This window comes from Reyranella aquatilis, from assembly GCF_020880995.1.
GTDB lineage: Bacteria > Pseudomonadota > Alphaproteobacteria > Reyranellales > Reyranellaceae > Reyranella > Reyranella aquatilis.
On sequence record NZ_JAJISD010000002.1, the window covers coordinates 92,701 to 114,842 of the forward strand.

Genomic DNA, 22,142 nt, shown 5'->3' on the forward strand with positions numbered 1-22,142 from the left:
ATATTTCATTAGTTTCCTAGTCAACCAATGGCATCCGATCTCGAATTCCATCTCGGCTACTGGCTGCGCTTCGTGTCCAACCACGTCTCGCATGCCTTCAGCCTCAAGCTGCAGGCCCGCGACGTGACCGTGGCCGAATGGGTCGTGTTGCGCGACCTGTTCGATGGCGACGGTGTAGCGCCCAGCCTGTTGGCCGACCGGCTGGGCATGACCCGTGGCGCGATCTCCAAACTTGCCGATCGTCTGATCGCCAAGGAGCTCATCGAGCGCACCGCAGCGATGGAGGACCGGCGGCAGCAGACGCTGTCGTTGACGGCGGCCGGACGAAAGCTCGTGCCGGCCCTGTCGGCGCTGGCCGACCGTAACGACGCGGAGTTCTTCGGCCATCTGAAACCTGCCGAGCGCGCGGCGCTCGAAAAGATGCTGCGCGACATCGTGCGCCGGCACGATCTCAAGACCATCCCCACCGAATAGGACAGAAGCATGGATGTCGCTGTCATCGAGGAATGCGCCCTCGCCTCCCACGAGGAACGCATCAGCTTCGGCGAGGTCGTGGAACGGCTGATCGGCGCCGGCGTCGAGCGCTATCACGTCGACCTCGTCCGTGGCGAATCGACCTACTTCATGCCCGACGGCCAGTCCCATCGCGTAACGTACCGACCGGTCGACACACGACCGGCTGATTCCTTCTCGGCCGAGAGCGTCCTGGCGGCCGTGCGGTCGATACAGGCGGGCCGGACGAAGTACCTGACCTTCTGTCGTCAGATCATGGAAGCCGGCTGTGTCGGCTATCTGGTCTCGATGCAGGGCCGGCGCGCCGTTTATTGCGGTCGCAGCGGCGAGACCTACGTCGAGCCGTTTCCCGCCAACCGCTGAGGTTCAGCGCTTCTGGCGCAGGCGGCCGACGATGCCCGCCGGAAAGAAATAGACGCAGAGGATGAAGGCCACGCCCAGCCACAGCAGCCAGCGGTCGGGATGGAACAGGTTGGCGAGCAGCGGCACGCCCAGCAGCGCCTTGTTGGCGACGGCCAGCAGGTCCTGCAGGTAGTTCTGGGCGAACACCAGCAGCACCGCGCCGATCACGGCACCGTACATCGTGCCCATGCCGCCGATCACGACCATCAGCAGGATGTCGACCATGATGTCGAAGCTGAGCGTCGTGTCGGGATTGGTCTGGCTGGACCATAGGGCGAGCAGCGCCCCGGCCAGCGCTGCCGTCGCGGCGGCGATGCAGCTCGCGATGGTGCGATAGACCACGGTGCGGTAGCCGATCGCCTCGGCGCGGAACGGATTCTCGCGGATCGCCATCAGCACGCTGCCGAATGGCGAGTTCACGATGCGCAGCAGGACCAGGATCAGGGCCAGCGACGCGGTGTAGACGAGATAGTAGTCGAGAAGGCGGCCGTTCAGCCTCACGCCGAACAACGTGTCGCCGAAGGAGAACGACGCGCGCAGCGCCGCCGGGAGCCGGTAGTTCAGCCCGTCCTCGCCGCCGGTGAGATCGGAAAGTTGAGACGCCAGGATCGCGAAGGCGCTGGCGACCGCCAGGGTGATCATGGCGAAGAAGATCGTGCGCACGCGCAGGCTGAACAGGCCGATCACGGTCGCGAGCACGATGGCGAGCAGCAGGCCGGCCACCGTACCCACCGCGACCGCGTCCCACCCCGCCCCCATGCGCGTGAGCGAGATGGCGACACCATAGGCGCCGATGCCGAAGAACATGGTGTGGGCGAAGGAAACGATGCCGGTATAGCCCAGGAGCAGGTCGAACGATGCGGCCAGCACGATGAAAACGCAGATCTTGGCCGCGACGTTCAGCGACTTGGCACCGGGGAACAGAAACGGCGCGACCGCCAGCCCCACCAGGATCGCGACCAGCGCCAGCGCCAGCCAGCGGCTCCTCGGCAGGTCGTCGGACAGGATCGAGCGCAGCATCGTCCTACCTCTTCGCCACGGGATAGAGGCCCTGCGGCCGCCACAGCAGGACCAGCGCCATCAGCAGGATGTTGGAACCCAGCGCCACCTTGGGCGCGAGGAAGCCGATATAGTTGGCCGTCAGTCCCACCAGCAGCGCGCCGACGAAGCAGCCGCCGACGGAGCCAAGCCCGCCGATGATGATGACGATGAACACCAGCACGGCGACCTGGGCGCCGATCGCCGCCGTCACGGTCTCCTGATAGAGGCCCCACATGGCGCCGCCCAGGCCCGCCAGCGCCGAGCCGACCACGAACACGCCGACGAACAGGCGGCGGATGCGGTAGCCCAGCGCCTCGACCATCTCGCCGTTCTCGACGCCGGCCCGGATCAGCAGCCCCAGCCGCGTGCGGTTGAGCGTCAGCGCCAGCGCGGCGAACACGACAAGACCCACGACGACGGCCAGCACGCGATACTTCTCGATCGCGATATCGCCGAACAGGAACGCCCCACGCAGCGCCGTCGGCCGGCTGAGCGTGATCTGGTCCGGTCCCCAGATCACCTTCAGGAGCTGCTCGGCCACGATCAGGCCGCCGGTGGTCACCAGGATCTGCTTCAGGTGCTGGCCATAGACCGGTCGCACGATCACCCGCTCGAAGCCCAGCCCCAGCACGCCGCTCACCACCATCGCCGCCAGCACCGCCGGGCCGATGGCCGCGAGATTGAGCCAGATCGAGTCCGCCGTCATCCACGGCGCGAGCGCCAGCATGACGCTCGCCGCCACGAAAGCGCCCACCGCGATGAAGGCGCCATGGCCGAAGTTGAGTACGTCCATCAGGCCGAAGGTAAGCGTGAGCCCCGAGGCCATGATGAAGATCATCAAGCCCATCGCGAGCCCCGCGACGGTGAGCGTCACCCAGCTCGCCGGCGAGCCGATCAGCGGCAGGGCGCCGATCATCAGGGCCGGGATGAGCAGCAGCGGGAGCCAATCACGTTTCATGGGGCGCGTTTCATTGGTGCGTGTCCATGCCGAGGCCCAGCAGGTGCTGCTGCAGCGCGGAGTCGGCGGCAAAGGCCGCCATTCCGCCCTGGTGCGCCACCCTGCCGTCGTCCATCACCGCGACGGAATCACCGAGCTGGCGGGCAAAGGCGAAGTTCTGCTCGACCACGAGCAAGGTCGACTCGCCGTCCTTCAGCTCACGGAACGCGTCGATCATGTTGGCGATGATGGCGGGCGCCAGCCCCTTGGTCGGCTCGTCGATCAGCAGCAGGCGGCGCGGCTCGATGATGGCGCGCGCCACCGCCAGCATCTGCTTCTGGCCGCCCGACAGGAGCCCCGCCGGCAGCATCCAGAACCGCTTCAGCGCCTCGAAGCGCCCGAAGATCCAGTCCAGCCGCTTCTGGTCCATCGGCCCCGAACGCGCCGCCAGGACAAGATTCTCCTGCACCGTGAGGTCGGCAAAGATCGCCATGCTCTCGGGCACGTAGGCGATCCCCAGCCGCGCGATGTCGGGCGTGGGCATGTTCGTGATGTCGCGTCCATCGAAGCGGATCTCGCCGGCGGCCGCGCGCCACATGCCCATGATGGTGCGCAGGGTCGTGGTCTTCCCCGCCCCGTTGCGTCCGAGCAGCATGGTGAGCCCGCCCTCGGCCACGTCGAACTCGACGCCGTGCAGGATGTGGTAGTGGCCGATATGCGTCTGCACGCCGCGCAGAGAGAGGAGAGGTTCAGCCATGGTCTGCCGTCGAGCCAAGGTACGCTTCGCGCACGATGTCGGAGTTGATGACCTCGGCGGGCTTGCCGTCGGCGACCAGCTTGCCCTGGTGCAGCACCACGATGCGGTCGGAGAGCGAGCGCACCACGTCCATCTTGTGCTCGACCAGCAGGATGGTCTTGTCGCCGCGCTGCTTGATGGCGGCGATGATGTCGAGGATCGTCGGTACCTCGTCGATGCTCATGCCGGCCGTCGGCTCGTCGAACATGAACACGTCCGGTTCCAGCGCCAGCAGGATCGCGACCTCGAGCTTGCGCTGGTCGCCGTGCGGCAGGGTCGCGGCAATCGCCTGGGCGCGGTCGGCCAGCGATACGGCAGCGAGATGCGCCATCGCCTGGTCGATCAGCTCGCGATGCGTGAGCGTGCGGCTGAACAGGTCGTAGCCCTTGCCGCTCTTCACCTGCACCGCCAGGCGCACGTTCTCGAGCGTGCTGAGATTGGGAAAGAGATTGGTGAGCTGGAAGGCACGGCCGAGACCGAGCCGCGTCCGGCGCGGCGCGGCGAGGCTCGTGATGTCCTCGCCGTTCAGGGTGACGCGGCCTGAGGTGGCCGGGAGCTGCCCGGAGATGAGGTTGAAGTAGGTTGTCTTGCCCGCACCGTTCGGTCCGACGATCGAGGTGAGCGTACCCTTCTCGAAGGCGCACGACACCCCGTCGACGGCCGCATGTCCGCCGAAGCGGATAGTGAGGTCCTTGGTTTCGAGCATTCGTCGATGCAAAGCAAAGTTGTCATCCCGAGGCCACAGGCCGAGGGACCTTTACTGTCCAGCAAAGGTCCCTCGCTACGCTCGGGATGACAGTCTTCGCGTCAGCGCTTGTTCTTGATCGGCAGCGTCATCTCCGACGCCGGGATCACGCGCACCAGTTCGAGCAGGTCGACATTGTCCGGCGCGTCCTTCTTCATGCGCCAGTGGTACATCTCCTGCAGGGCCTGGTGGTCTTCCTTGCGGAAGGTCATCGTGCCCTTGGGCGTGTCGAAGCTCATGCCCTCCATGGCGGCGATCAGCTTTTCGCTGTCGGTAGACTTGGCCTTCTTGACGGCCTCGACCAGCGCGATGGCCGCGCTCATGCCACCGGCGACGAAGAAGTCCGGCGGCACGCCGTTGTTCTTCTTCTTGTATTCGGTAACCAGCCAGTCGTTCACCGGGTTCTTCGGGAAGCCCCAGTAGTAGTAGATCGCGCCTTCGAGGCCGGGAAATTGCTTCCAGCCGGCCATCACCGGCAGCAGGTTGCCGCCCGGTGCCATCTCGATGCCGAAGCGCTCGGGCTTCAGGTCCATCAGCTTCGGCAGCGGGTGGGCGCCGGCCCACACCACGACCACGACCTTGCGGCCGGGCTTGTCCTTCAGCGCGTCGAAGATGCGCTGCGCGGAGGCGGTGAAGTCGGTCGTGGCCTGCGGTGCATACTCCTCGTGGACCACCTTGGCCTTGGAACCGACGGCCGCAAGGGCCGCCTTCACCGCGGCGACGCCGTCCTTGCCGAAGGCATAGTCCTGCGCGAGCGTGGCGATGCTGATGTTCTCGTCCTTCAGGGTCGCGGCGGAAGCCAGGGCGTCCTGCGTGGAGTTGCGCCCGGTGCGGAAGATGTAGCGGTTCCACTTCTCGCCGGTGATCTGGTCGGCCACGGCCGGCTCGACGATCAGCAGCTTCTTGTATTCCTCGGCCACCGGCAGCATGGCGAGCGCGCCCGCCGAGCCCGTGGTGCCGACGGCGATGTCGACCTTGTCGTCGCCATAGGCCTGTTCGAGGGCGGCCTTGGCGAGGTCCGGCTTGAACTGGTCGTCCTTCAGGATGACCTGGATCTTGCGGCCGTCGACTTCCATCGTGCCCTTGGTCGCGTATTCCAGGCCCAGCATGAAGCCGGCCTCGGTCTGCCGCGCATAGGCTTCGAGCGGACCGGTCTTGCTGTAGATCAGCGCGACCTTGAGCGGCGGCTGCTGGGCGGCGACCGGCCCGGCCAGAAGCAGGCCCGACAGCGCCAGGAACGAACGACGGATCATGAAGAACCTCCTTAGAAGAGGCCCTTCTAGTCGATGATCGCGGCTTGCACCATGCTGCGGAATTGATTGCGCAGCGCAATCCGGTCCGGATCGCTCACCTGCACCATGTAAATTGCAGTCAAGTCGTTCTTCGGATCGATCCAGAACAGCGTTCCGGCGTTGCCGGCCCAGCCATACTCGCCGACCGAGCCCGGCAGCGCCGCCTCGCCCGTCATGGTCCTGACTTCGAAGCCCAGACCGAAGCCCAGTCCCGGCGGCCGGCCCGGCCGCGTCGGCCCGGTGTGGTCCGCCGTCATGAAGGCCAGCGTCTGCTTGCCGATCAGGCGCCTGCCGTCCAGTTCGCCGCCGTTGCCGAGCATGGCGGCAAAGCGCAGGTAGTCGGCCATCGTCGAGGTAAGCCCGCCGCCGCCGGATTCATACTTCGCGCCATCGTCGACCTTGAAGCGCGGCGTCATCGGCTGGCCACCGGGACGCGGTCCCGGCTGCGCGGCCCGCGCCAGCTTGGCGGCCGGCACCTGGAACTGCGTATCGACCATGCCCAGCGGCTTGAAGATGCGTTCCGAGAGCGATTCCCCCAGGGTCTTGCCGTCGACCACCTCGATCAGCCGGCCCAGCACGTCGGTCGATACGCCGTATTCCCAGCGTGCACCGGGTGAAAAGCGCAGCGGCAGGGTCGAGAGCTTGCTGACAAACTCCTGGTTGCTCATCGAGCGGTCGCCGATCTTGGCGGCGACATAGGCCTGGTTCACCAGCGACGTGCCGCGGCCACCGTAGATCAGGCCCGACGTGTGGCGCAGCAGGTCCTGCACCGTCATCGGCCGCTCCGGGTCCGACAGCAGCAGCGAGTGGGTCCCGTCGGCGGCGGTCTTCTCCTGCGCGACCTTCATCTTGCCGATCTCGGGCAGGAACCTGGATACCGGATCGCTGACCTGCAGCCGTCCTTCCTCCACCATCTGCATGACTGCCAGGCTCACGATCGGCTTGGTCATGGAATAGATGCGGAAGATCGCGTCGGGCTTCATCGGATCGGGCGAGGCCGCCGGGTCGCGCTTGCCCAGCGTCGAGACCCACGCGACCTTGCCGCGCCGTGCCACCAGCATGACAGCGCCCGGTACCAGCCCGTCGTCGACATGCTTCTGCGTCGCCGCCTCGATGCGCTTCAACTGCGCCGACGACAGTCCGACGTCCTCCGGCTTCGCCGCCATCGGCAGCACCCAGTTCTGGGCCTGGGCCGGCGGCGCCAGCATCGATCCGACGAAAGCCAGCGACGCAAGTCCGACGGTCGCGAAAGCAAGTCTCGTCATGGTGTCTCTCCCCCGATGTTTTGTGGGAGCATACGCCCGACAAGGATGCTCGTCAGGTGTTGTAGCTCAGAGCCTCCGGAGTGGCTCACCTACCTGCCTCAGGACCGCCCCTCGAGCAGCGGGCGCTCGCGCTGGAAGAGCGCGATGACGGCGTCCATGACGGCGCGCACACGCGGCAGCGCGCGCAGGTCGCGATGGACCAGCAGCCACTGGTCGGCGAAGACGTCGGGGATCACGCCGCCGACACGACGCAGCATCGGATCGGGATCTGCGAGGTGGCACGGCAGCACCGCGAGCCCGGCACCGGTGCGCGCCGCCTCGTGCAGGACCAGCCAGTTGTTGCCGCGGATTTCCGGCCGGCGTCCGCCCCGGAACTCCAGCAGCCAGCTCTGCCCCTGCATGCGGAGATGATCGTCGTCGAAGCCGACCCAGGGCAGCGCGGCCAGCGCCGCCGGGGTGGTCTTCTTCACTGGAAGACTTCGCGCGGCATAGATCGCATAGGCGAGCCGCCCGAGCTTGCGCGCGACGATCCCGTGCAACTCCGGCACCTGCTCGCGAATCAGCAGATCGGCCTCGCGGCGCGAGAGGTTGGCCAGCGTATGGCTCGACACGACTTCGAACTCGATCTGCTGGAGCTTGCTCCGGAGCTCGGCGGAATAGCGGGCGATCAGCGCGGCGGTCGCTTCTTCCGCCGACAGGCGCACCGTTCCACTCACCGTGTCGCTGAGGCCGGCACTGCGGCGGTGGATGGATTGCGCCGCCTTCTCCATCGCCTCGGTGTCCGCCAGCAGCTCCTCACCCGCACTGGTCGGCACGAACCGGTCGGGCAACCGGTCGAATAGACGGGCGCCGATCTGCTTTTCCAGCACCTGTACCCGGCGCGACACCGTGGGATGGCTGACTCCCAGGGCCTTCGCCGCCGTCGTCAGCGTGCCGCCCCGCGCCAAAGCGAGGAAGATGCGGAGATCGTCCCAGTTCTTGTCCATGTTCAGAATTGTACAGCGGGCTTTCCGAATTGTGGACTGACGAATACTGATGTTCGCCGTAGCATTGCCGCATGCACATCGAACCCCGCCTTCTCGTCTTCACCAAGGGCGTGCGCACCCGTATCGCCGCCACCGTCGCCATCGGCCTTCTGGGCGTGGCCTGCGGCATCGCGCGGCTCGGCCTGCTAGGATGGCTGATCGGCCAGATCTTCGTCGGGCGCCCGCTGCAGGAACTCGTGCTGCCGATCCTGCTGATCGCAGGCGTGATGGTGCTGCGCGGCATCGCCGAGCATTGGCGCGCGGTGATGGCGCACGAGACGGCGGCGCGCGTGCAGAAGGTCCTGCGCCGCACGCTCTACGACAAGGTGGCGTCGCTCGGGCCCGCAACCGTGGGAAGGCAGCGTTCCGGTGGCCTGACCCTCTCGATGATTGACGGCGTCGAGCAGCTCGAGACCTATTTCGGTCAGTTCCTGCCTCAGTTCCTGATCGCCCTGCTGACGCCCGTGCTGATCTTCGCCGTCATCTCGTTCATCGACCTGCCGGTGGCGCTGGTCATGCTGGGCTTCGCGCTGGTCGCCCTGTTCGCGCCCGCCCTCTGGCACAAGTGGGACGTGCGTGCCTCGATCGCCCGGATGACCGCCTACAAGTCCTTTGCCGCGGAATTCCTCGATTCGATCCAGGGCCTGGCGACGCTGAAGGCGTTCGGCCAGGGCAAGGCGCGCGCCGACAAGCTCGAAGTGGAAGCGCGCGATCTGTTCCGCCGCACCATGTGGGTGCTGGGCACCAATTCGCTGGCGCGCGGCATCACCGACACCTCGATCGCGGGTGGTGCGGCGGCGGCGCTGATCTACGGCGCGTCGCGGGTCGAAGCGGGCTCGATGACGCTCACCGCGCTGCTGGTCATCCTGATGCTCGGCATCGAGATCTTCCGTCCGATGCGCGAGCTGCGCTCGGTGCTGCACCAGGGCATGGTCGGCCTCTCGGCGGCGCAGGGCATCTACCGCATCCTCGACGACACCCCGTCCGTGGTCGATCCGGCGCCGGCCCGGCTCGACGGCCTGCTGGCGCCCACCATCGCCTTCGAAGACGTACGCTTCGCCTATCCCGGCACGCGCCGCACCGTGCACGAACAACTGAACTTCACGGCCGCGGCCGGTGAGCGCCTCGGGCTCGTGGGCTCGTCGGGCGGCGGCAAATCGTCGATCGTGCGCCTGCTGCTGCGATTCTACGATCCCGACCAGGGCCGCATCCTGCTGGGCGGCCACGACCTGCGCACGCTTTCCTTTGCCCAGATCCGCTCGCTGATCTCGGTGGTGAACCAGGACACATTCCTGTTCCACGGCACGGTCGAGGAGAACATCCGCCTCGGCCGTCCCGGCGCCTCCGCGCAGGAGCTCGAGGATGCCGCGCGTGCCGCCAACATCCACGACTTCATCCTGAGCCTGCCGCAGGGCTATGCGACGATCATCGGCGAGAAGGGCATCAAACTCTCGGGCGGTCAGCGCCAGCGCGTCGCCATCGCCCGCGCCCTGCTGCGCGACACGCCGATCCTCGTGCTCGACGAGGCGCTCTCCGCCGTCGATGCCGAGAACGAGGCGGTGATCCAGGAAGCGCTCGACCGGCTGATGCAGGGCCGCACCACGCTCATCCTGGCGCATCGTCTCTCCAGCGTGATCGACTGCGACCGCATCCTCGTGCTCGACCGCGGCCATGTCGCGGAGGAAGGCAAGCATGCGGCGCTGATGGGCCGGGGCGGCGTCTATGCGCAGCTCATGGCCGAACAGGCCCGCGAGCAGCAGGCCGGCGTGACGCTCGACATGCTCGATGCGCCCCAGCGCGCGGAGACGATCGCCAGCACGTCGGGCGGCGCGGTCAAACCCGTCACCGAAGGCATCATCAAGGCCGAAGGCCTCACCTGGTACCAGGTCGTCGTCGCCCTGATGAAGGTCATCATGCCCTGGAAGGGCAAGCTCACCGCCACCTTCCTGCTGGGCGTGGCGCGCGTGGTCTCCTTCATCGGCATCGGCGTGCTCTCGGCGCTGATCGTGCTGGCGCTCAAGAACCACCAACCCTATGGCGGCCTGGCCATCGCACTGGCGATCCTCGCCCCCGTTTCGGGAATCCTGCACTGGTTCGAGTCCTGGCTGGCGCACGACATGGCGTTCCGCCTGCTGGCCGAGATGCGCATCGACGCCTTCCGCAAGCTCGACGCGCTGGCGCCGGCCTATCTCACGCGCCGCCGCACCGGCGATCTGATGGCGCTGGCGACGCACGACATCGAACTGGTCGAATATTTCTTCGCGCACACCGTGGCGCCGGCCTTCGTCGCCATCCTGATCCCCGCCGCCGTGGTGATCGCCCTTGCCACGACCAGCGGCTGGCTGGCGATCACGCTGGTGCCGTTCCTGCTGGCCGTCGGCCTCAGCCCGTTCCTGATGCGCAAGCGCGTCGACCGGCTGGGCAGCCAGGCGCGCGAGGCAGCGGGAGAACTCGGCGCTTTCGCCGTCGATTCCGTGCAGGGCCTTGGCGAGATCGTGGCGAACCAGCAGGAGCGCGCGCGCGGCGAGCGGCTCGACGAGCTGTCGCAGCGGCACATCGCGCTGCGCCTGCCGTTCTTCAGCGAGCTCACGATGCAGCACGCCATCCTCGAAGTGCTGACAGGGCTGGGCGGCCTCGCCATCGTCGTGGTCGGCGCGATCCTCGCCTCGCGCGGCGCGCTCGATCCCGGCCTGCTGCCCCTGATGACGATCCTCGCGATGTCGGCCTTCCTGCCGGTCTCCGAAATCGCGCAGATCGGGCGGCAACTCGCCGACACGCTGGGTGCCACGCGCCGGGTCTATGCACTCGCCAACGAGCCGATCCCGGTGCGCGACGGTCCGGGCGTTGCGGCGGCGCGCGGCGCCGCGGCGCTGGCCCTCGAAAAGGTGAACTTCACCTATCCCGGCCAGACACGGCGCGCTCTTTCGGATGTCAGCTTCGAGATTCCCGCCGGCAAGACCGTGGCACTGGTCGGCACCTCGGGCGCGGGCAAGACCACGACGGCTCAGCTGCTGATGCGCTTCTGGGATCCGGATACGGGCCGCATCACGCTGAACGGCGCGGACCTGCGCGATTACAAGCTCGACGAACTGCGCGGACTCGTGGCGCTCGTGGCGCAGGACACCTACCTGTTCAACGACACGCTGCGCGCCAACATCCTGATCGCGCGGCCCGAGGCCACGGAGGCCGAGCTGCTCGCCGCCATCGAGCATGCCTCGCTGGGCGAACTGGTCGCGACCCTGCCACAGGGTCTCGACTCAGCCGTCGGCGAGCGCGGCACCAGCCTGAGCGGCGGCCAGCGCCAGCGCGTGGCCATCGCGCGCGCTTTCCTGAAGGATGCCCCCATCCTGATCCTCGACGAGGCGACGTCGCATCTCGACGCGGTGAACGAACAGGCGGTGCGCCGCGCGCTCGACGTGCTGAAGGCCGATCGCACGACCATCGTGATCGCGCATCGTCTGTCGACGGTACGCGATGCCGACCTGATCGTGGTGCTCGACGAAGGCCGCGTTGCGGAAAGTGGAACACACGCCACCCTGGTTTCGCGCGGCGGTCTCTATGCGCGACTGGTGTCGCGCCAGCTTGCATCGGTCTACGCGCCGGCTGCACAGTGAGAGGATGAAGCGACAGCTCCACCTCAACCTCTTCATCCAGAGTCGGGGCCATCACGAAGCGTCGTGGCGGCACCCCGACTCCTCAGCCCTCGCGCTGACCGACATCGAGTATTTCCGCGACCTCGCGCGGCGCGCCGAGACCGGCCTCTTCGATTCGATCTTCCTGGCCGATCAGCTGGCGCTGGCCGACACCGTGGCGCACGCCGCCAGCACCTGGCTGGAGCCGATCACGGCGCTGGCCGCCATCGCCGGCTCGACCCAGCGCATCGGGCTGATCGCCACGGCCTCGACCACCTATTCGGAACCGTTCAACCTCGCGCGGCAATTCGGCTCACTGGACCATATCAGCGGCGGCCGTGTCGGCTGGAACATCGTGACTTCCTGGCTCGCGCCGGCTGCGCGCAACTTCGGCGGCGCGGGTCTGGTGAGCCACGACGAACGCTACGAGCGCGGCGAGGAGTTCGTGCAGGTCGCGAAGGCCCTATGGGATAGCTGGGCCGACGATGCCGTGCTCGACGACCGCGCCAGCGGGCACTACGCGCGCGCCGATCGCATCCGGCCGATCAACCACGAGGGCAAGTTCTATCGCGTCGCCGGACCGCTCAACATGCCGCGCGGCCCTCAGGGGCGACCGGTCTTCGTCCAGGCAGGCTCATCCGAGACCGGTCGTCGCTTCGCCGCGCGCCATGCCGAGGCCGTGTTCACTGCTCAAATGGAGAAGAGCACCGCGCAGGAATTCTATGCCGACCTGAAGAAGCTGGCGGCGGCCGAAGGGCGGCCGTCCGAGCATGTGTTGATCCTGCCCGGCCTCAGCCCGGTGATCGCGTCGACCGAAACCGAGGCCCGGCGACTGGCACAGGATCTCAACGAGCTCACCGATCCCGAGGTCGGCCGCAAGCGCCTGAGCGGGCGGTTCGGCGGTCACGACTTCTCGCACCTTCCTCTCGACCAGCCGCTGACGCCCGAGGACTTTCCCGATCCCGGCACCGTGCAGGCCGCGCGCAGCCGCACGGAAGTCATCGTGGGACTCGTTCGCCGCGAGCAATTCACCCTGCGCCAATTACTGGCCTATCTCGCGGGCGCTCGCGGTCACTACACCACCGCCGGCACTCCGGAACAGATCGCCGACCTGATCGAGGAATGGTTCGAGGATGGCGCCGCCGACGGCTTCAACCTCATGCCGCCGCTGCTGCCCTCGATGCTCGACATGTTCGTGGCCGAAGTCGTGCCGATCCTCCAGAAGCGCGGACTTTTCCGCACCGAGTATGAAGGCACCACGCTGCGCGATCATTTCGGCTTGCCGCGCCCGGGCACTTCGTCATCCTGACGGTAACTGGCCGGTCAGGGAGAAGTCGTGCGATGTTCAGCCATGTGACGATCGGAAGCAACGATGTTGGCCGGGCCAAGGCCTTCTACGATGCGCTGCTGCAGCCACTCGGTCTGGTGCGGCACATGGACTACCCCCACGCGGTGGGTTACGGACCGGCCGGCGGCCGCCCGCAGCTGTGGGTGCTCAGTCCGCTCGACAAGAGGGCAGCCTCGGTAGGCAACGGGATCACCATCGGTCTGGAGGCGCCCGATCGCGGCGCCGTCGACGCGGCTTACAAGGCGGCCCTCGCGGCCGGCGGCACGGACGAAGGAGCTCCCGGCCTCCGCGCGCACTATCACCCGAACTATTATGGCGGGTATCTGCGTGACCTTGACGGCAACAAGATCTGTGTTGTCTGTCATCACAAGCCCTAGCCGATCCGGTAAGCGTCGAATTGCGTAGTTCAGGACATGGCCCCCTTTTCCCGCCGCGCCCTGTTGGCGTCCGCCAGCGCGGCCCTTCTGCCGCATTCGGCCATCGCGCAATCCGCACTGCCGGAGCGCGCCATCCGGATCTGGGTCGGATTTGCAGCGGGTGGCGGCTCCGATGTCGTGGCGCGCGCCATCGCGCCCTCCATCCAGCAGCGCCTGACACGGCCCGTCACCGTCGAGAACCGTCCCGGCGCCGGCGGCGCCGCGATGGGCGATGCCTTGAAGAAGGCTGCGCCCGACGGGGCCACGGTCGGCTTGCTGCCGAGCACCACGCTGATCGGCCGCCTGACATCGCCCGCAACCTTTCCGTTCGATCCGCTGCGCGATCTCGCCCCCCTCGGGATCGTCGGGACTTTCGAGACGGCGTTCGTCGTGTCGCAGTCGATCGACGTGCGGACCATGGCCGAGTATGCGCAATGGGTGAAGAACGGGCCGCCGGAACGGCGTCGCTTCGGGACGGCCGCGCCCGACACTTTCTCTCAGTACTTCGCACAACTGCTCGCGCAGCAATACGGCGTCACCCTCGAACCCGTGCCCTTCCGCGGCACCGGCCCGATGTCCTCGGATCTCGGTCAGGGCCGCATTCCGGCGGGTTGCGGCGGGCTCGCCTCCTTCGTTCACCATCATCGCAGCGGCAAGCTGAGGGTGCTGACGACGTCGGGCGCGGCTCGCAATCCCGTGCTCCCCGACGTGCCGACGGTCGTCGAGCTGGGATTCCCGCGGCTTCAATTCGTCGACTGGTATGGATTCTTCGCGCCCGGCGGCCTGCCCCCGCAACTCGTCGAGGCCTGGGATCGCGCACTGACCAATGCCGTCGATGTGCCGGAAACGAGGGAACAGCTCAGGCAATACGGCGTTGTCGTCAACGTGACCGGGGCGGATGAATGCGCAAGACGCCTCGCCGCGGACTTCGAGCGTTGGCGCACGCTGCTTGACACGCTGGGCATACGGGTCGCCAATTGAGGGCGTTCGGGAGAGAATCATGACAGAGCCGCTGAAGGTGTTCTGGCAGCCCGGTTGAACCAGCTGCCTGAGACTCAAAGAGTTTCTATCGGTCCGTGGGATCGACTTCGTTTCCATCAATGTCCTTGCCGATCCCGCCGGTCTGGCCGAACTGCAGGCCCTGGGCGCGCGTTCCGTACCGGTGCTGTCGCGTGGCCAGGACTTCATCTTCGGACAGAGCACGCGCGAGATCGTGGCCTTCCTCGGCCTGCAGGAAAAATCCTGCCCCGACCTGTCACCGCCTGAACTCTACGCACGGCTCGACCGGTTCATGACCGCGGCCATCGGACTCCTGCCGCTGATGCCGGACGATAAACTTCACGTTCACGTGCCCGGCCGCCCGCGCAGCTACCGGGCCCTCGCCTTCCATCTCTTCCGGGTGGTCGCCGCTTTCCTCGATGCCCAGCAAGGGACGACCCTCGTGCAGGCGGCATTCCGCGAGGAGCCTGCGGCCGATGCCGGCATGGCGGAGATCGCCGCCTACGGTGCCGGCGTTCAGGCGCGTTTCCGCGACTGGTGGGCCCACGGCGACACGGACCCGGCCCGCCTGCTCCCGACCTATTACGGCGACCAGAGCCTGCACGAACTGCTGGAGCGCACCACGTGGCATTCCGGACAGCATGTCCGCCAGTGGATGATGCTGCTGGAACGGGAAGGGGTTGCCCACGACCATCCTCTCGGCGAGGCCGATTTTGCACGCCTGCCGATGCCCGCGAACGTCTGGGACGGCTGATTCGCAACTTCCGGGAGGGACAGGCGTTTGGTTTGCCAGACGACCAACCAGCCAGTCCGGAGGACAGACATGCGCACCAGCTACGCCAACGGCAAGGATCTCGCGAAGGAGATCTCGCTTCTCAAGGCCCAGCTCGAGGAACTCACGGAATCGATGGGTGGCGCAGGCCAGTCGGTGGTCGCCCGCGGCGAGGAAGCCGTCGAGGAGACCCTGAAGTCGGCCCGCGAACTGATCGCCAAGTACGGCGACACCGCCAAGGCCATCGCCAAGGACACGATCGATCTCAAGAACAAGGCCGCTGACAAGATCGTCGAGCATGCCGAGGCCCGTCCGATCACGACCCTCGCCGCGGTCGTCGGTATCGGCTTCCTCGCAGGCTGGCTTTGTCGTCGGCAGTAGCCCGCCGACGACCCGTATCGTACGGCCCGCAAAGGAAGCGAAACCGTCCATGATCGGCCCCCTGCTCCGGGTCGCGGCAAGCGCTGCCGCGGCCCGTTCGCTGCGCTCCGCGGCCCAGGACGCGCTCAACCGCGCGCTCCTGACGGTCGGAGCAGCACTCGCGATCGGCGTCAGCGCCGTGTGCCTTTCCTTCTCCGCCTATGCGCTCCTCGAGCGCCAGCTCGATCCGGCCAGCGCCTCGGCGATCGTTGGTGCTTTCTGGGGCCTGCTGGGACTGGGTTATTTCGCGACCACGCGGCGGCGCCGCAACTGAAGCGGCGGCACCGAGGCGACGGGCGGCTTGACGGCCAGCCGTTCGCTGACCGGGCGATCTTCCGACAAGAGCACCGAGAGCCAGCGCAGCGACGGGAGATGTGCCGCAACAGTGCTCACGAGGATGAGCAGCGGGACCGCGACGATCGCCCCCACAGCTCCCCACATCCAGCCAAGAAATGCCACTCCGGCAAACACCGCCACGGTATTGAGAGCGCACCGGCGGCTGACGAATACAGGCGTGATCAGCTGTGATTCCACAAAGTGGATCGCGGCCAGGATGAGCGGCGCCGCGAGCATGTGCATCAAGTCGTCGTACGTGATCAGGGCGATCAGGGCGACGAGTCCGATGGCGACCGGCGGGCCCACGAAGGGCACGAAGGAGGCCAGTCCCATCAGCACTCCCCACAGCAGCGGATTTGGAAACCCCAGCAGGGCGAGCACGATGGTCGACGCCAGCGCCACCAGCGAATAGATCACCACGAGGGCGAAGAGATAGCTGCCGACCCGGTCGTTTATGTCGCGCATCACACGGGCCAAGCGGACACGAACGTGGAAACTGATCGGAACCCGCAGGATCTGCCGCTTGTGGTCGTTCCGGTGTGCCAGGAGCATGAACGCGAGGACGCCCGCGTAGCCCATCTGCAGCAGCAGCGCCGGCGTCGTACTCATCAGTTCCGATAGCAGGCTCTTGTCGCGTACGACAACTTTTTCCGGCGGTGCCTTCTCGGTCGCCGTCGCCGACGGCTGGGCCTGCGTCGCCTGTTCCACGCGATCCGTAACCTGCTTCACGATCGCCAGCGACTTGCGCAGGCCCTCGAGCTTGCGCTCCAGCGTGTACGTGAGATAGGGCGCCTGCTCCGCCCAACTTGTGAGCGCGGGCGTGGCGACGACGAGCAGCCCGGCCACGACGACTGCCAGCAAGGACACGGAGGCGGCGGCGGCCGCGGTCGGCCGCAGGTGCAGGCGCTCCAGCCTCTTGGCGACGGGCGTGAGGATGAGCGCCAGGACGATGGCCGCCGCGGTGGGGATCAGGAAGTCCCTCGCCAGATAGGCAATGACACCGACGGCGCAGATCGCGAGCACCATCAGGGGACGCCGGATGGCCGAGCCGCCTTGTACATGGACAGTCGGCACGCGCAGGACTTGATTTTCGGCCACGGAACCTCGCTGACCCGCAGTAACGCCGTCGGCGAGAAGTCGTTCCGGGCGTTCCTCCCTGCGGGATACACCGTTTGCGCAACAGCGCGGGCGGACCCTAGGCTGAACGCCGCATGCCGACTTACGCTGACACCGTCCCCGTGATGGAGCGCCACCGTTTCGACGTGGACTCCCTCGACCGCTACTTCCGCGAGAAGCTGACAGGCTATCGTGGCGGGCTGGAAGTAAGGCAGTTCGATTCCGGCCATTCCAACCCGACCTTCTTCGTGGCCGCCGACATGGACGAGGGCCGTCGCGACTTCGTCCTCCGCAAGAAGCCGCCGGGCAAGCTGGTCCCCTCGGCGCATCAGGTCGACCGGGAGTTCCGCGTGATCTCCGCCCTCGCCTCGACCGACGTGCCGGTCGCTCCGGCACGGCTGCTCTGCGACGACGATTCCGTGATCGGCCAGATGTTCTACGTCATGGAGGCCGTGCCCGGCCGCATCCTCGTGAACCCGGCGATGCCGGACCAGACGCCGGCCGAGCGCACTGCGATCTTCGATTCGATGAATGACGTGCTGGCCCGTCTGCACCGGGTCGATCCGGCGAAGGTCGGTCTCGGCGACTATGGCCGCAGGGGCCAGTACATCGCCCGCCAGATCTCGCGCTGGAGCCGGCAATATGCCGAACTCAAGACCGAGGAGATTCCGGCGATGGACAGGCTCTCCGCCTGGCTGCCGGAAAACATTCCTGACGACGGCGACCCGACGACCATCGTTCACGGCGACTATCGCCTCGGCAACCTGATCGTCCATCCGACCGAGCCGCGCGTGGTGGCGGTACTCGACTGGGAACTGTCGACGCTCGGCCATCCTTTGTGCGACATCGCCTACAATTGCCTCGGCTATCACCTGACGGAGCCGCCGCACGGCTTCGCCACGGTCGACTTCGCGGCGCTCGGCCTGCCAACCGAGCAGGACTATGTCGCCGCCTATTGCCGGCGCACCGGACGCGCGTCCATTCCGAACTGGAATTACTACGTCGCCTTCTCCCTGTTCCGTCTCGCCGCGATTGCGCAAGGCGTCTATCGCCGCGGCCTGCAGGGCAACTCGTCCAACCCCGAATCGATCAAGATGAGCAAGTCCGCACGAGAACGGGCCGAACTCGCATGGAGTCTGGTGTCCTAAGAAAAGCGTCCAGGAGGAAGCACGAATGACGAAGAAGATCGGCCGCCGCACATCGATCCTGATGACCGGGGCGGCGCTTGCCACGCCGCTCGTACCCAGCGTCCGCGCCCAGCAGACCGGCCTGCCCGACAAGCCGCTGAAGATCCTGGTCGGCTTCCCGGCCGGCGGCGGCACCGACGTGATGGCGCGCCTGATCGCCGAACCGCTGAAGCAGCGCACCGGCCGCAACGTCATCATCGACAACAAGGCGGGCGCATCCGGCACCATTGCCGTCGGAGACCTGAAGAATGCCGGCAGCGACGGCACGACCATCGCCTATGTGCCGTCGGCCACGATCGTGCAGAGGCTCACCATGCCCTCCGTGCCGTTCGATCCGATGGTCGACATCGCACCCATCACGCTGGCGGGAACGGTGCAGACCGCTTTCTGCGTATCGCCGACCATCGGGGTGAACGATCTCAAGGAATATGTCGAGTGGCTGAAGAAGAACCCGACTCGCGCCTCCTTCGGCACGACGGCGCTGGGCTCCTTCACGCATTTCTTCGGCGTCATGGCAGGCAAGGCCGTGGGCATTCCGCTCGAACCCATTCCCTATCGCGGCGCGGCGCCGCTGGTCGCGGACCTGCAGGGCGGCCACATTGCAGCGGGCTGCGGCGGCATCACCGACTTCCTGGAGCATCACCGCGCCGGCAAGGTGAAAGTCATCTTCACCTCGGGTGTGAAGCCCACGACCTCGGCGCCCGAGATCCCCACCATCACCCAACTCGGCTACCCGCAACTCTCCATCCTGGGCTGGTACGTGTTCTTCGCCCCGCCCAAAACACCGGCCCCGCTGATCGACGCCTGGGGCAAGGAGTTGAAGGCGGTGCTGGCGATCCCCGAAATCCAGAGAAAGCTGGTCGAACTGGGCCTCGACGTCGAGACCTCCACGCCCGCCCAGTTCACAGAACGCATGACCGCCGATCTCGCACGCTGGAAGACGATCATCGATTCGATCGGCTATAAGCCGCAGGGTTGATCCCACGGAGACGAGTGCATGCCGATCCTGAAAAGGCCCGATGCCGAGATCCACTACGAGGTTCACGGCCGGGGCTTTCCCCTTCTGCTCTACGCACCGGGGGGCCTGCGCTCGTCGATCGAATTCTGGGGACCGGCGGCCGACGGCACGCCGCGCGCGTGGATGGACCCGCGCGTGGCACTGAGCGACAGGTTCACTGTCATTTCCATGGACCAGCGCAATGCCGGCAAGTCGGTGGCCGACGTGAAGCCCGACCATGGCTGGCACACCTTCGCTGCCGACCATCTCGCCCTCATCGACCATCTGGGTTTCGGGCAGTTCGCCGTGATGGGCGGCTGCATCGGTGGCAGTTACTGCTTCGAGGCGATCGAGCAGGCGCCGGACCGGGTCGCCGCCGCGGTCCTGCAGAACCCGATCGGCCTGTGGGAGAACCGCGACACGTGGGACGAGGCCGTGAAGGGCTACGCCGCGACCGTGCGGGCCCGGGATCCCTCGATCTCCGAAACCACAATCAGGAGCTTCGGGCAGAACATGTTCGGAGGTGACTTCGTCTTCTCCGTCACCCGTGACTTCGTGAAGGACTGCCGGACTCCCCTGCTGCTGCAACCCGGCACGGACAAGCCTCACCCTGCCCATACGAGCAACGAGATCGCCTCGCTCGCCCCCAATATCGAGGTCCAGAAGGATTGGCGGGCTCCACACTTCCTTCAGGAATCGATAAACCGTGTCCGCGCCTTTCTGGAGAAGCACACGGCATGACGACCAGGCTAACGACTCTCGCGGCGATCCTTCTGACCGCGGCCTCCACACTCGCCCCTGTCGCCCAGGCACAGGAAGTCTGGGGCGCCGTCGCCACCGACAACGAGCGCCTGTTCGGCCTGTCGTCCGGCATGGCGACGCGCGAGGCCGCCGAGACCTCGGCCCTGGCGCAATGCGGGCCGCTCGAATGCGCCATCCGGATGTCCGCGCCGCAGCGCTGCATCGCCTACGCCCACAGCGACAACGGCCAGGCTTCGGGCTATGGCGCGGCCTCCACCCGGGCAGATGCCGAGCAGTCGGCCTGGAACGAGTGCAACGCGCGCGTTCCCAGCAATTCCTGCACGATCCGGGCGGCCCGCTGCTTCGAGTAGGCGGGCATCGGACTCCTAGAACTCGACCTTCGAGTTCGCCAGCAACCACCGGCGGGCATCGTGGATCGAGCGGAAGACCTGTACGGGCCGCTCCTCCGACGTGAGCGACATGAAAAGCCTGCCGAGTTCGCCGCGATTGCCGTCCGCCACGATGGCGAGCGGTCCTCGCGGTCGCTGAACGGGAGCGGACCGCAGGCGCTCGGCAATGCCCTCCAGCTCTTCCCTGCCGATCGACGACGTCGCCGACGTGATGTCGATGATCTTGCGGTAGGGCAGCGTGCCGGTGTCGATGAGCTCCTTCACCAGCAGCGCGAGGTCCTCGAGCGTGATGTCGCCCCGGGCCACCGCGACGACCATGCGGTCCGGCGGGAAGATATCGAGCTTGAAAGGCATGCTACCTGATCGCGAAAGGCACCGGCGCGATCCTACGTCAGTCGCGGCTCAGGGGCGATCTCGTCCCCTTGCATCGTCACGGCAGAAAGATCGGCCGCCTGGCGCCCCGCTTGCCTCAGGCAATCGGGTGTTCGTCGAGCCATTTCCGCGCCGCGTGCAGGCTGTGGAAGACCTTCACAGGGCGCTCCGCGCTGGTCAGCTGGGCGAATGTCGAGGCGTTGTCGGCGGCCTGGCCGGGACTGACCACGAAAGCCAGCGCCCCACGCGGCCGGGAAACGGCGCGGGACAGGACCAGTTCGGCCAGCATATGCACGGCAGCGCTGTCGAGGGGCGCCGTCGGGGAGGCGATGTCGATGATCTTGCGGTAGTGCAGCACGTCGCTCGCCAGGAATTGCTGGACCGACTCGCGGACGTCCTCGGCGGTGATCGCTCCCCGCACGACCGCGATGACGAGGCGGCTCGGGTGGAAGAAATCGATATGGATCGGCATCTAATTGCGGTTCAGGTTGCCCACATTCCACCGCATGGGAGCGGCAGGCTGGCTGGCGATACCATGCCCGCCCGCAGCCGCAAACAGGAGTTGTCTCTTGGAGCAGATCGCCGTCGTCTTCGTTGTGGCCCTTGCGGCCGGTGCCGCCCTGTACCTGTTCGGCCGCAACGTGTCCTCCCGGCAGCGCCTGATCCGCTCCCTGGCGGCGGCCGTCGCCGGTGCCGTGGCCGCAGCCGGCGCGGTCTACGGGCTCCAGGCCCTGACGGGGGACGACACCCAGATGGTCGACAATGCGATGACCGAGGCCCGCACGCTGCCGCTGGTAGGGCTCGTGCTGGCCGACGTGCCCGATGCCGAGACACGGCTGCGAGCCTCGCTGAGGGAAGAGCTGCGCAATCCGACGACGCAGGGACCGCCTCGGCCGCTTGTGCTGATGAGCGAGCTGCGCGCCAAGCACATCGTGCCGGCGTTGCGCGCCGCCGACGCCGCCGATGCCGAGGGCGTCCTGGCCGCACGGATCGCGCTGATGCGGCATCTCGCAGGCACGAACGTCGCGGCCTGCCGTGAACTCGCGCTGATCGGCATCCAGAGGGCCGACCGGCTCGACGCCCAGGGCCAGAAGCTGATGCGCGACATGCTGACGGCGATGGAAAAGGCCTACCGCACGGGCCGCGCAGCCCTCAGTTCAGGGGCAGCCCAACCGCCGGTGCCGAACGACACCGAGGCGCGCACTCTTCTCGTCGAGGCCGGCCTCGCGTCGTCCGATTTCGAGAAGCTGCAGAATCTCGCGAAGCTGTCGAACGAGGAAGCGTGCGAACTGGGAATTCGCCTGAACGGCGCACCCGGCAAGCTGCCGCCGGACAGGGCGGGCGGCCTCGCGCGCTATCTTGCGGCCGCGCAGTAGGACG

24 protein-coding genes are annotated in these 22,142 nt (G+C 67.0%); 14 read left to right on the top strand and 10 right to left on the bottom strand.

The window, feature by feature from the left end; genetic code table 11:
• Nucleotides 1-27: 27 nt before the first annotated feature.
• A complete protein-coding gene (locus LJ725_RS06305) occupies nt 28-474 on the top strand; it encodes a MarR family winged helix-turn-helix transcriptional regulator (protein ID WP_230549791.1) in 447 nt (148 codons plus the stop codon).
• Between the two features lie 9 nt (nt 475-483).
• Nucleotides 484-876 carry a DUF1398 domain-containing protein gene (locus LJ725_RS06310; protein WP_230549792.1) on the top strand — a complete coding sequence of 131 codons (393 nt, stop codon included), beginning with the start codon at nt 484-486 and terminating at the stop codon, nt 874-876.
• 3 nt (nt 877-879) lie between these two features.
• On the opposite strand, the gene LJ725_RS06315 is transcribed toward LJ725_RS06310, so the two are convergent.
• The 7 genes from LJ725_RS06315 to LJ725_RS06345 form a co-directional block, all read right to left on the bottom strand.
• Nucleotides 880-1,935 (bottom strand): branched-chain amino acid ABC transporter permease, encoded by a 1,056-nt coding sequence (locus tag LJ725_RS06315; protein WP_230549793.1) that lies wholly within the window; start codon nt 1,933-1,935, stop codon nt 880-882.
• A gap of 4 nt (nt 1,936-1,939) precedes the next feature.
• Nucleotides 1,940-2,914, bottom strand: a complete 975-nt coding sequence (locus LJ725_RS06320) for a branched-chain amino acid ABC transporter permease (RefSeq protein WP_230549794.1) — start codon at nt 2,912-2,914, stop codon at nt 1,940-1,942.
• A gap of 10 nt (nt 2,915-2,924) precedes the next feature.
• The gene (locus LJ725_RS06325; protein ID WP_230549795.1) at nt 2,925-3,650 is read right to left on the bottom strand and encodes an ABC transporter ATP-binding protein; all 726 of its coding nucleotides are present in this window, start codon (nt 3,648-3,650) and stop codon (nt 2,925-2,927) included.
• Nucleotides 3,643-4,395, bottom strand: coding sequence for an ABC transporter ATP-binding protein (locus tag LJ725_RS06330; protein ID WP_230549796.1), 753 nt, complete (start codon nt 4,393-4,395; stop codon nt 3,643-3,645). Before LJ725_RS06330 ends, LJ725_RS06325 begins: the two co-directional genes overlap by 8 nt.
• 101 nt (nt 4,396-4,496) lie before the next feature.
• Entirely contained in the window at nt 4,497-5,687 is a 1,191-nt protein-coding gene (locus LJ725_RS06335; RefSeq protein ID WP_230549797.1) for a substrate-binding domain-containing protein, read from the bottom strand.
• 26 nt (nt 5,688-5,713) lie between these two features.
• On the bottom strand, nt 5,714-6,991 hold the full coding sequence (locus LJ725_RS06340) for a serine hydrolase domain-containing protein (protein WP_230549798.1): 1,278 nt from the start codon (nt 6,989-6,991) through the stop codon (nt 5,714-5,716).
• Between the two features lie 98 nt (nt 6,992-7,089).
• Nucleotides 7,090-7,977 (bottom strand): LysR family transcriptional regulator, encoded by an 888-nt coding sequence (locus LJ725_RS06345; RefSeq protein ID WP_230549799.1) that lies wholly within the window; start codon nt 7,975-7,977, stop codon nt 7,090-7,092.
• 71 nt (nt 7,978-8,048) lie between these two features.
• Here LJ725_RS06345 and LJ725_RS06350 point away from each other — a divergent pair, with 71 nt between their 5' ends.
• The 7 genes from LJ725_RS06350 (at nt 8,049) to LJ725_RS06380 (ending at nt 15,877) form a co-directional block, all read left to right on the top strand.
• A complete protein-coding gene (locus LJ725_RS06350) occupies nt 8,049-11,630 on the top strand; it encodes an ABC transporter ATP-binding protein (RefSeq protein ID WP_230549800.1) in 3,582 nt (1,193 codons plus the stop codon).
• 4 nt (nt 11,631-11,634) lie between these two features.
• A complete protein-coding gene (locus LJ725_RS06355; RefSeq protein WP_230549801.1) occupies nt 11,635-12,957 on the top strand; it encodes an LLM class flavin-dependent oxidoreductase in 1,323 nt (440 codons plus the stop codon).
• Between the two features lie 32 nt (nt 12,958-12,989).
• Nucleotides 12,990-13,373, top strand: a complete 384-nt coding sequence (locus LJ725_RS06360) for a VOC family protein (protein ID WP_230549802.1) — start codon at nt 12,990-12,992, stop codon at nt 13,371-13,373.
• Between the two features lie 36 nt (nt 13,374-13,409).
• Complete coding sequence (locus LJ725_RS06365; protein ID WP_230549803.1) at nt 13,410-14,393, top strand: tripartite tricarboxylate transporter substrate-binding protein; 984 nt, start codon at nt 13,410-13,412, stop codon at nt 14,391-14,393.
• Between the two features lie 67 nt (nt 14,394-14,460).
• Entirely contained in the window at nt 14,461-15,165 is a 705-nt protein-coding gene (locus tag LJ725_RS06370; protein ID WP_268990531.1) for a glutaredoxin domain-containing protein, read from the top strand.
• Nucleotides 15,166-15,234: 69 nt separating this feature from the next.
• Nucleotides 15,235-15,564 carry a hypothetical protein gene (locus LJ725_RS06375; RefSeq protein ID WP_230549805.1) on the top strand — a complete coding sequence of 110 codons (330 nt, stop codon included), beginning with the start codon at nt 15,235-15,237 and terminating at the stop codon, nt 15,562-15,564.
• Between the two features lie 49 nt (nt 15,565-15,613).
• Nucleotides 15,614-15,877, top strand: a complete 264-nt coding sequence (locus LJ725_RS06380) for a hypothetical protein (RefSeq protein ID WP_230549806.1) — start codon at nt 15,614-15,616, stop codon at nt 15,875-15,877.
• Here LJ725_RS06380 and LJ725_RS06385 read toward each other — a convergent pair.
• Complete coding sequence (locus LJ725_RS06385) at nt 15,844-16,965, bottom strand: AI-2E family transporter (protein ID WP_230549807.1); 1,122 nt, start codon at nt 16,963-16,965, stop codon at nt 15,844-15,846. The genes LJ725_RS06380 and LJ725_RS06385 overlap by 34 nt on opposite strands.
• 185 nt (nt 16,966-17,150) lie before the next feature.
• Between LJ725_RS06385 and LJ725_RS06390 the strand changes: the two genes are divergently transcribed.
• The 4 genes from LJ725_RS06390 to LJ725_RS06405 are packed head-to-tail and all read left to right on the top strand — an operon-like array spanning nt 17,151 to nt 20,351.
• Nucleotides 17,151-18,203: a phosphotransferase gene (locus LJ725_RS06390; protein WP_230549808.1), complete on the top strand. Its 1,053-nt coding sequence runs from the start codon at nt 17,151-17,153 to the stop codon at nt 18,201-18,203.
• 25 nt (nt 18,204-18,228) lie between these two features.
• On the top strand, nt 18,229-19,221 hold the full coding sequence (locus LJ725_RS06395; protein WP_230549809.1) for a Bug family tripartite tricarboxylate transporter substrate binding protein: 993 nt from the start codon (nt 18,229-18,231) through the stop codon (nt 19,219-19,221).
• An 18-nt stretch (nt 19,222-19,239) separates the two neighbouring features.
• Nucleotides 19,240-19,980, top strand: coding sequence for an alpha/beta fold hydrolase (locus LJ725_RS06400; protein WP_230549810.1), 741 nt, complete (start codon nt 19,240-19,242; stop codon nt 19,978-19,980).
• The gene (locus LJ725_RS06405; RefSeq protein ID WP_230549811.1) at nt 19,977-20,351 is read left to right on the top strand and encodes a DUF4189 domain-containing protein; all 375 of its coding nucleotides are present in this window, start codon (nt 19,977-19,979) and stop codon (nt 20,349-20,351) included. Before LJ725_RS06400 ends, LJ725_RS06405 begins: the two co-directional genes overlap by 4 nt.
• Nucleotides 20,352-20,366: 15 nt before the next feature.
• On the opposite strand, the gene LJ725_RS06410 is transcribed toward LJ725_RS06405, so the two are convergent.
• Together LJ725_RS06410 and LJ725_RS06415 are read right to left on the bottom strand one after the other, a co-directional pair.
• Nucleotides 20,367-20,744, bottom strand: coding sequence for a hypothetical protein (locus LJ725_RS06410; protein ID WP_230549812.1), 378 nt, complete (start codon nt 20,742-20,744; stop codon nt 20,367-20,369).
• Nucleotides 20,745-20,859: 115 nt separating this feature from the next.
• Entirely contained in the window at nt 20,860-21,234 is a 375-nt protein-coding gene (locus LJ725_RS06415; RefSeq protein ID WP_230549813.1) for an STAS/SEC14 domain-containing protein, read from the bottom strand.
• A gap of 97 nt (nt 21,235-21,331) precedes the next feature.
• On the opposite strand from LJ725_RS06415, the gene LJ725_RS06420 reads away from it, so the two are divergent.
• A complete protein-coding gene (locus LJ725_RS06420; protein ID WP_230549814.1) occupies nt 21,332-22,138 on the top strand; it encodes a hypothetical protein in 807 nt (268 codons plus the stop codon).
• Nucleotides 22,139-22,142 lie beyond the last annotated feature (4 nt).

Coding starts and splice junctions, on each gene's coding strand:
- LJ725_RS06305 (WP_230549791.1), top strand. CDS start 28: ATGGCATCCGATCTCGAATTCCATCTCGGCTACTGGCTGCGCTTCGTG.
- LJ725_RS06310 (WP_230549792.1), top strand. CDS start 484: ATGGATGTCGCTGTCATCGAGGAATGCGCCCTCGCCTCCCACGAGGAA.
- LJ725_RS06315 (WP_230549793.1), bottom strand. CDS start 1,935: ATGCTGCGCTCGATCCTGTCCGACGACCTGCCGAGGAGCCGCTGGCTG.
- LJ725_RS06320 (WP_230549794.1), bottom strand. CDS start 2,914: ATGAAACGTGATTGGCTCCCGCTGCTGCTCATCCCGGCCCTGATGATC.
- LJ725_RS06325 (WP_230549795.1), bottom strand. CDS start 3,650: ATGGCTGAACCTCTCCTCTCTCTGCGCGGCGTGCAGACGCATATCGGC.
- LJ725_RS06330 (WP_230549796.1), bottom strand. CDS start 4,395: ATGCTCGAAACCAAGGACCTCACTATCCGCTTCGGCGGACATGCGGCC.
- LJ725_RS06335 (WP_230549797.1), bottom strand. CDS start 5,687: ATGATCCGTCGTTCGTTCCTGGCGCTGTCGGGCCTGCTTCTGGCCGGG.
- LJ725_RS06340 (WP_230549798.1), bottom strand. CDS start 6,991: ATGACGAGACTTGCTTTCGCGACCGTCGGACTTGCGTCGCTGGCTTTC.
- LJ725_RS06345 (WP_230549799.1), bottom strand. CDS start 7,977: ATGGACAAGAACTGGGACGATCTCCGCATCTTCCTCGCTTTGGCGCGG.
- LJ725_RS06350 (WP_230549800.1), top strand. CDS start 8,049: ATGCACATCGAACCCCGCCTTCTCGTCTTCACCAAGGGCGTGCGCACC.
- LJ725_RS06355 (WP_230549801.1), top strand. CDS start 11,635: ATGAAGCGACAGCTCCACCTCAACCTCTTCATCCAGAGTCGGGGCCAT.
- LJ725_RS06360 (WP_230549802.1), top strand. CDS start 12,990: ATGTTCAGCCATGTGACGATCGGAAGCAACGATGTTGGCCGGGCCAAG.
- LJ725_RS06365 (WP_230549803.1), top strand. CDS start 13,410: ATGGCCCCCTTTTCCCGCCGCGCCCTGTTGGCGTCCGCCAGCGCGGCC.
- LJ725_RS06375 (WP_230549805.1), top strand. CDS start 15,235: ATGCGCACCAGCTACGCCAACGGCAAGGATCTCGCGAAGGAGATCTCG.
- LJ725_RS06380 (WP_230549806.1), top strand. CDS start 15,614: ATGATCGGCCCCCTGCTCCGGGTCGCGGCAAGCGCTGCCGCGGCCCGT.
- LJ725_RS06385 (WP_230549807.1), bottom strand. CDS start 16,965: ATGGTGCTCGCGATCTGCGCCGTCGGTGTCATTGCCTATCTGGCGAGG.
- LJ725_RS06390 (WP_230549808.1), top strand. CDS start 17,151: ATGCCGACTTACGCTGACACCGTCCCCGTGATGGAGCGCCACCGTTTC.
- LJ725_RS06395 (WP_230549809.1), top strand. CDS start 18,229: ATGACGAAGAAGATCGGCCGCCGCACATCGATCCTGATGACCGGGGCG.
- LJ725_RS06400 (WP_230549810.1), top strand. CDS start 19,240: ATGCCGATCCTGAAAAGGCCCGATGCCGAGATCCACTACGAGGTTCAC.
- LJ725_RS06405 (WP_230549811.1), top strand. CDS start 19,977: ATGACGACCAGGCTAACGACTCTCGCGGCGATCCTTCTGACCGCGGCC.
- LJ725_RS06410 (WP_230549812.1), bottom strand. CDS start 20,744: ATGCCTTTCAAGCTCGATATCTTCCCGCCGGACCGCATGGTCGTCGCG.
- LJ725_RS06415 (WP_230549813.1), bottom strand. CDS start 21,234: ATGCCGATCCATATCGATTTCTTCCACCCGAGCCGCCTCGTCATCGCG.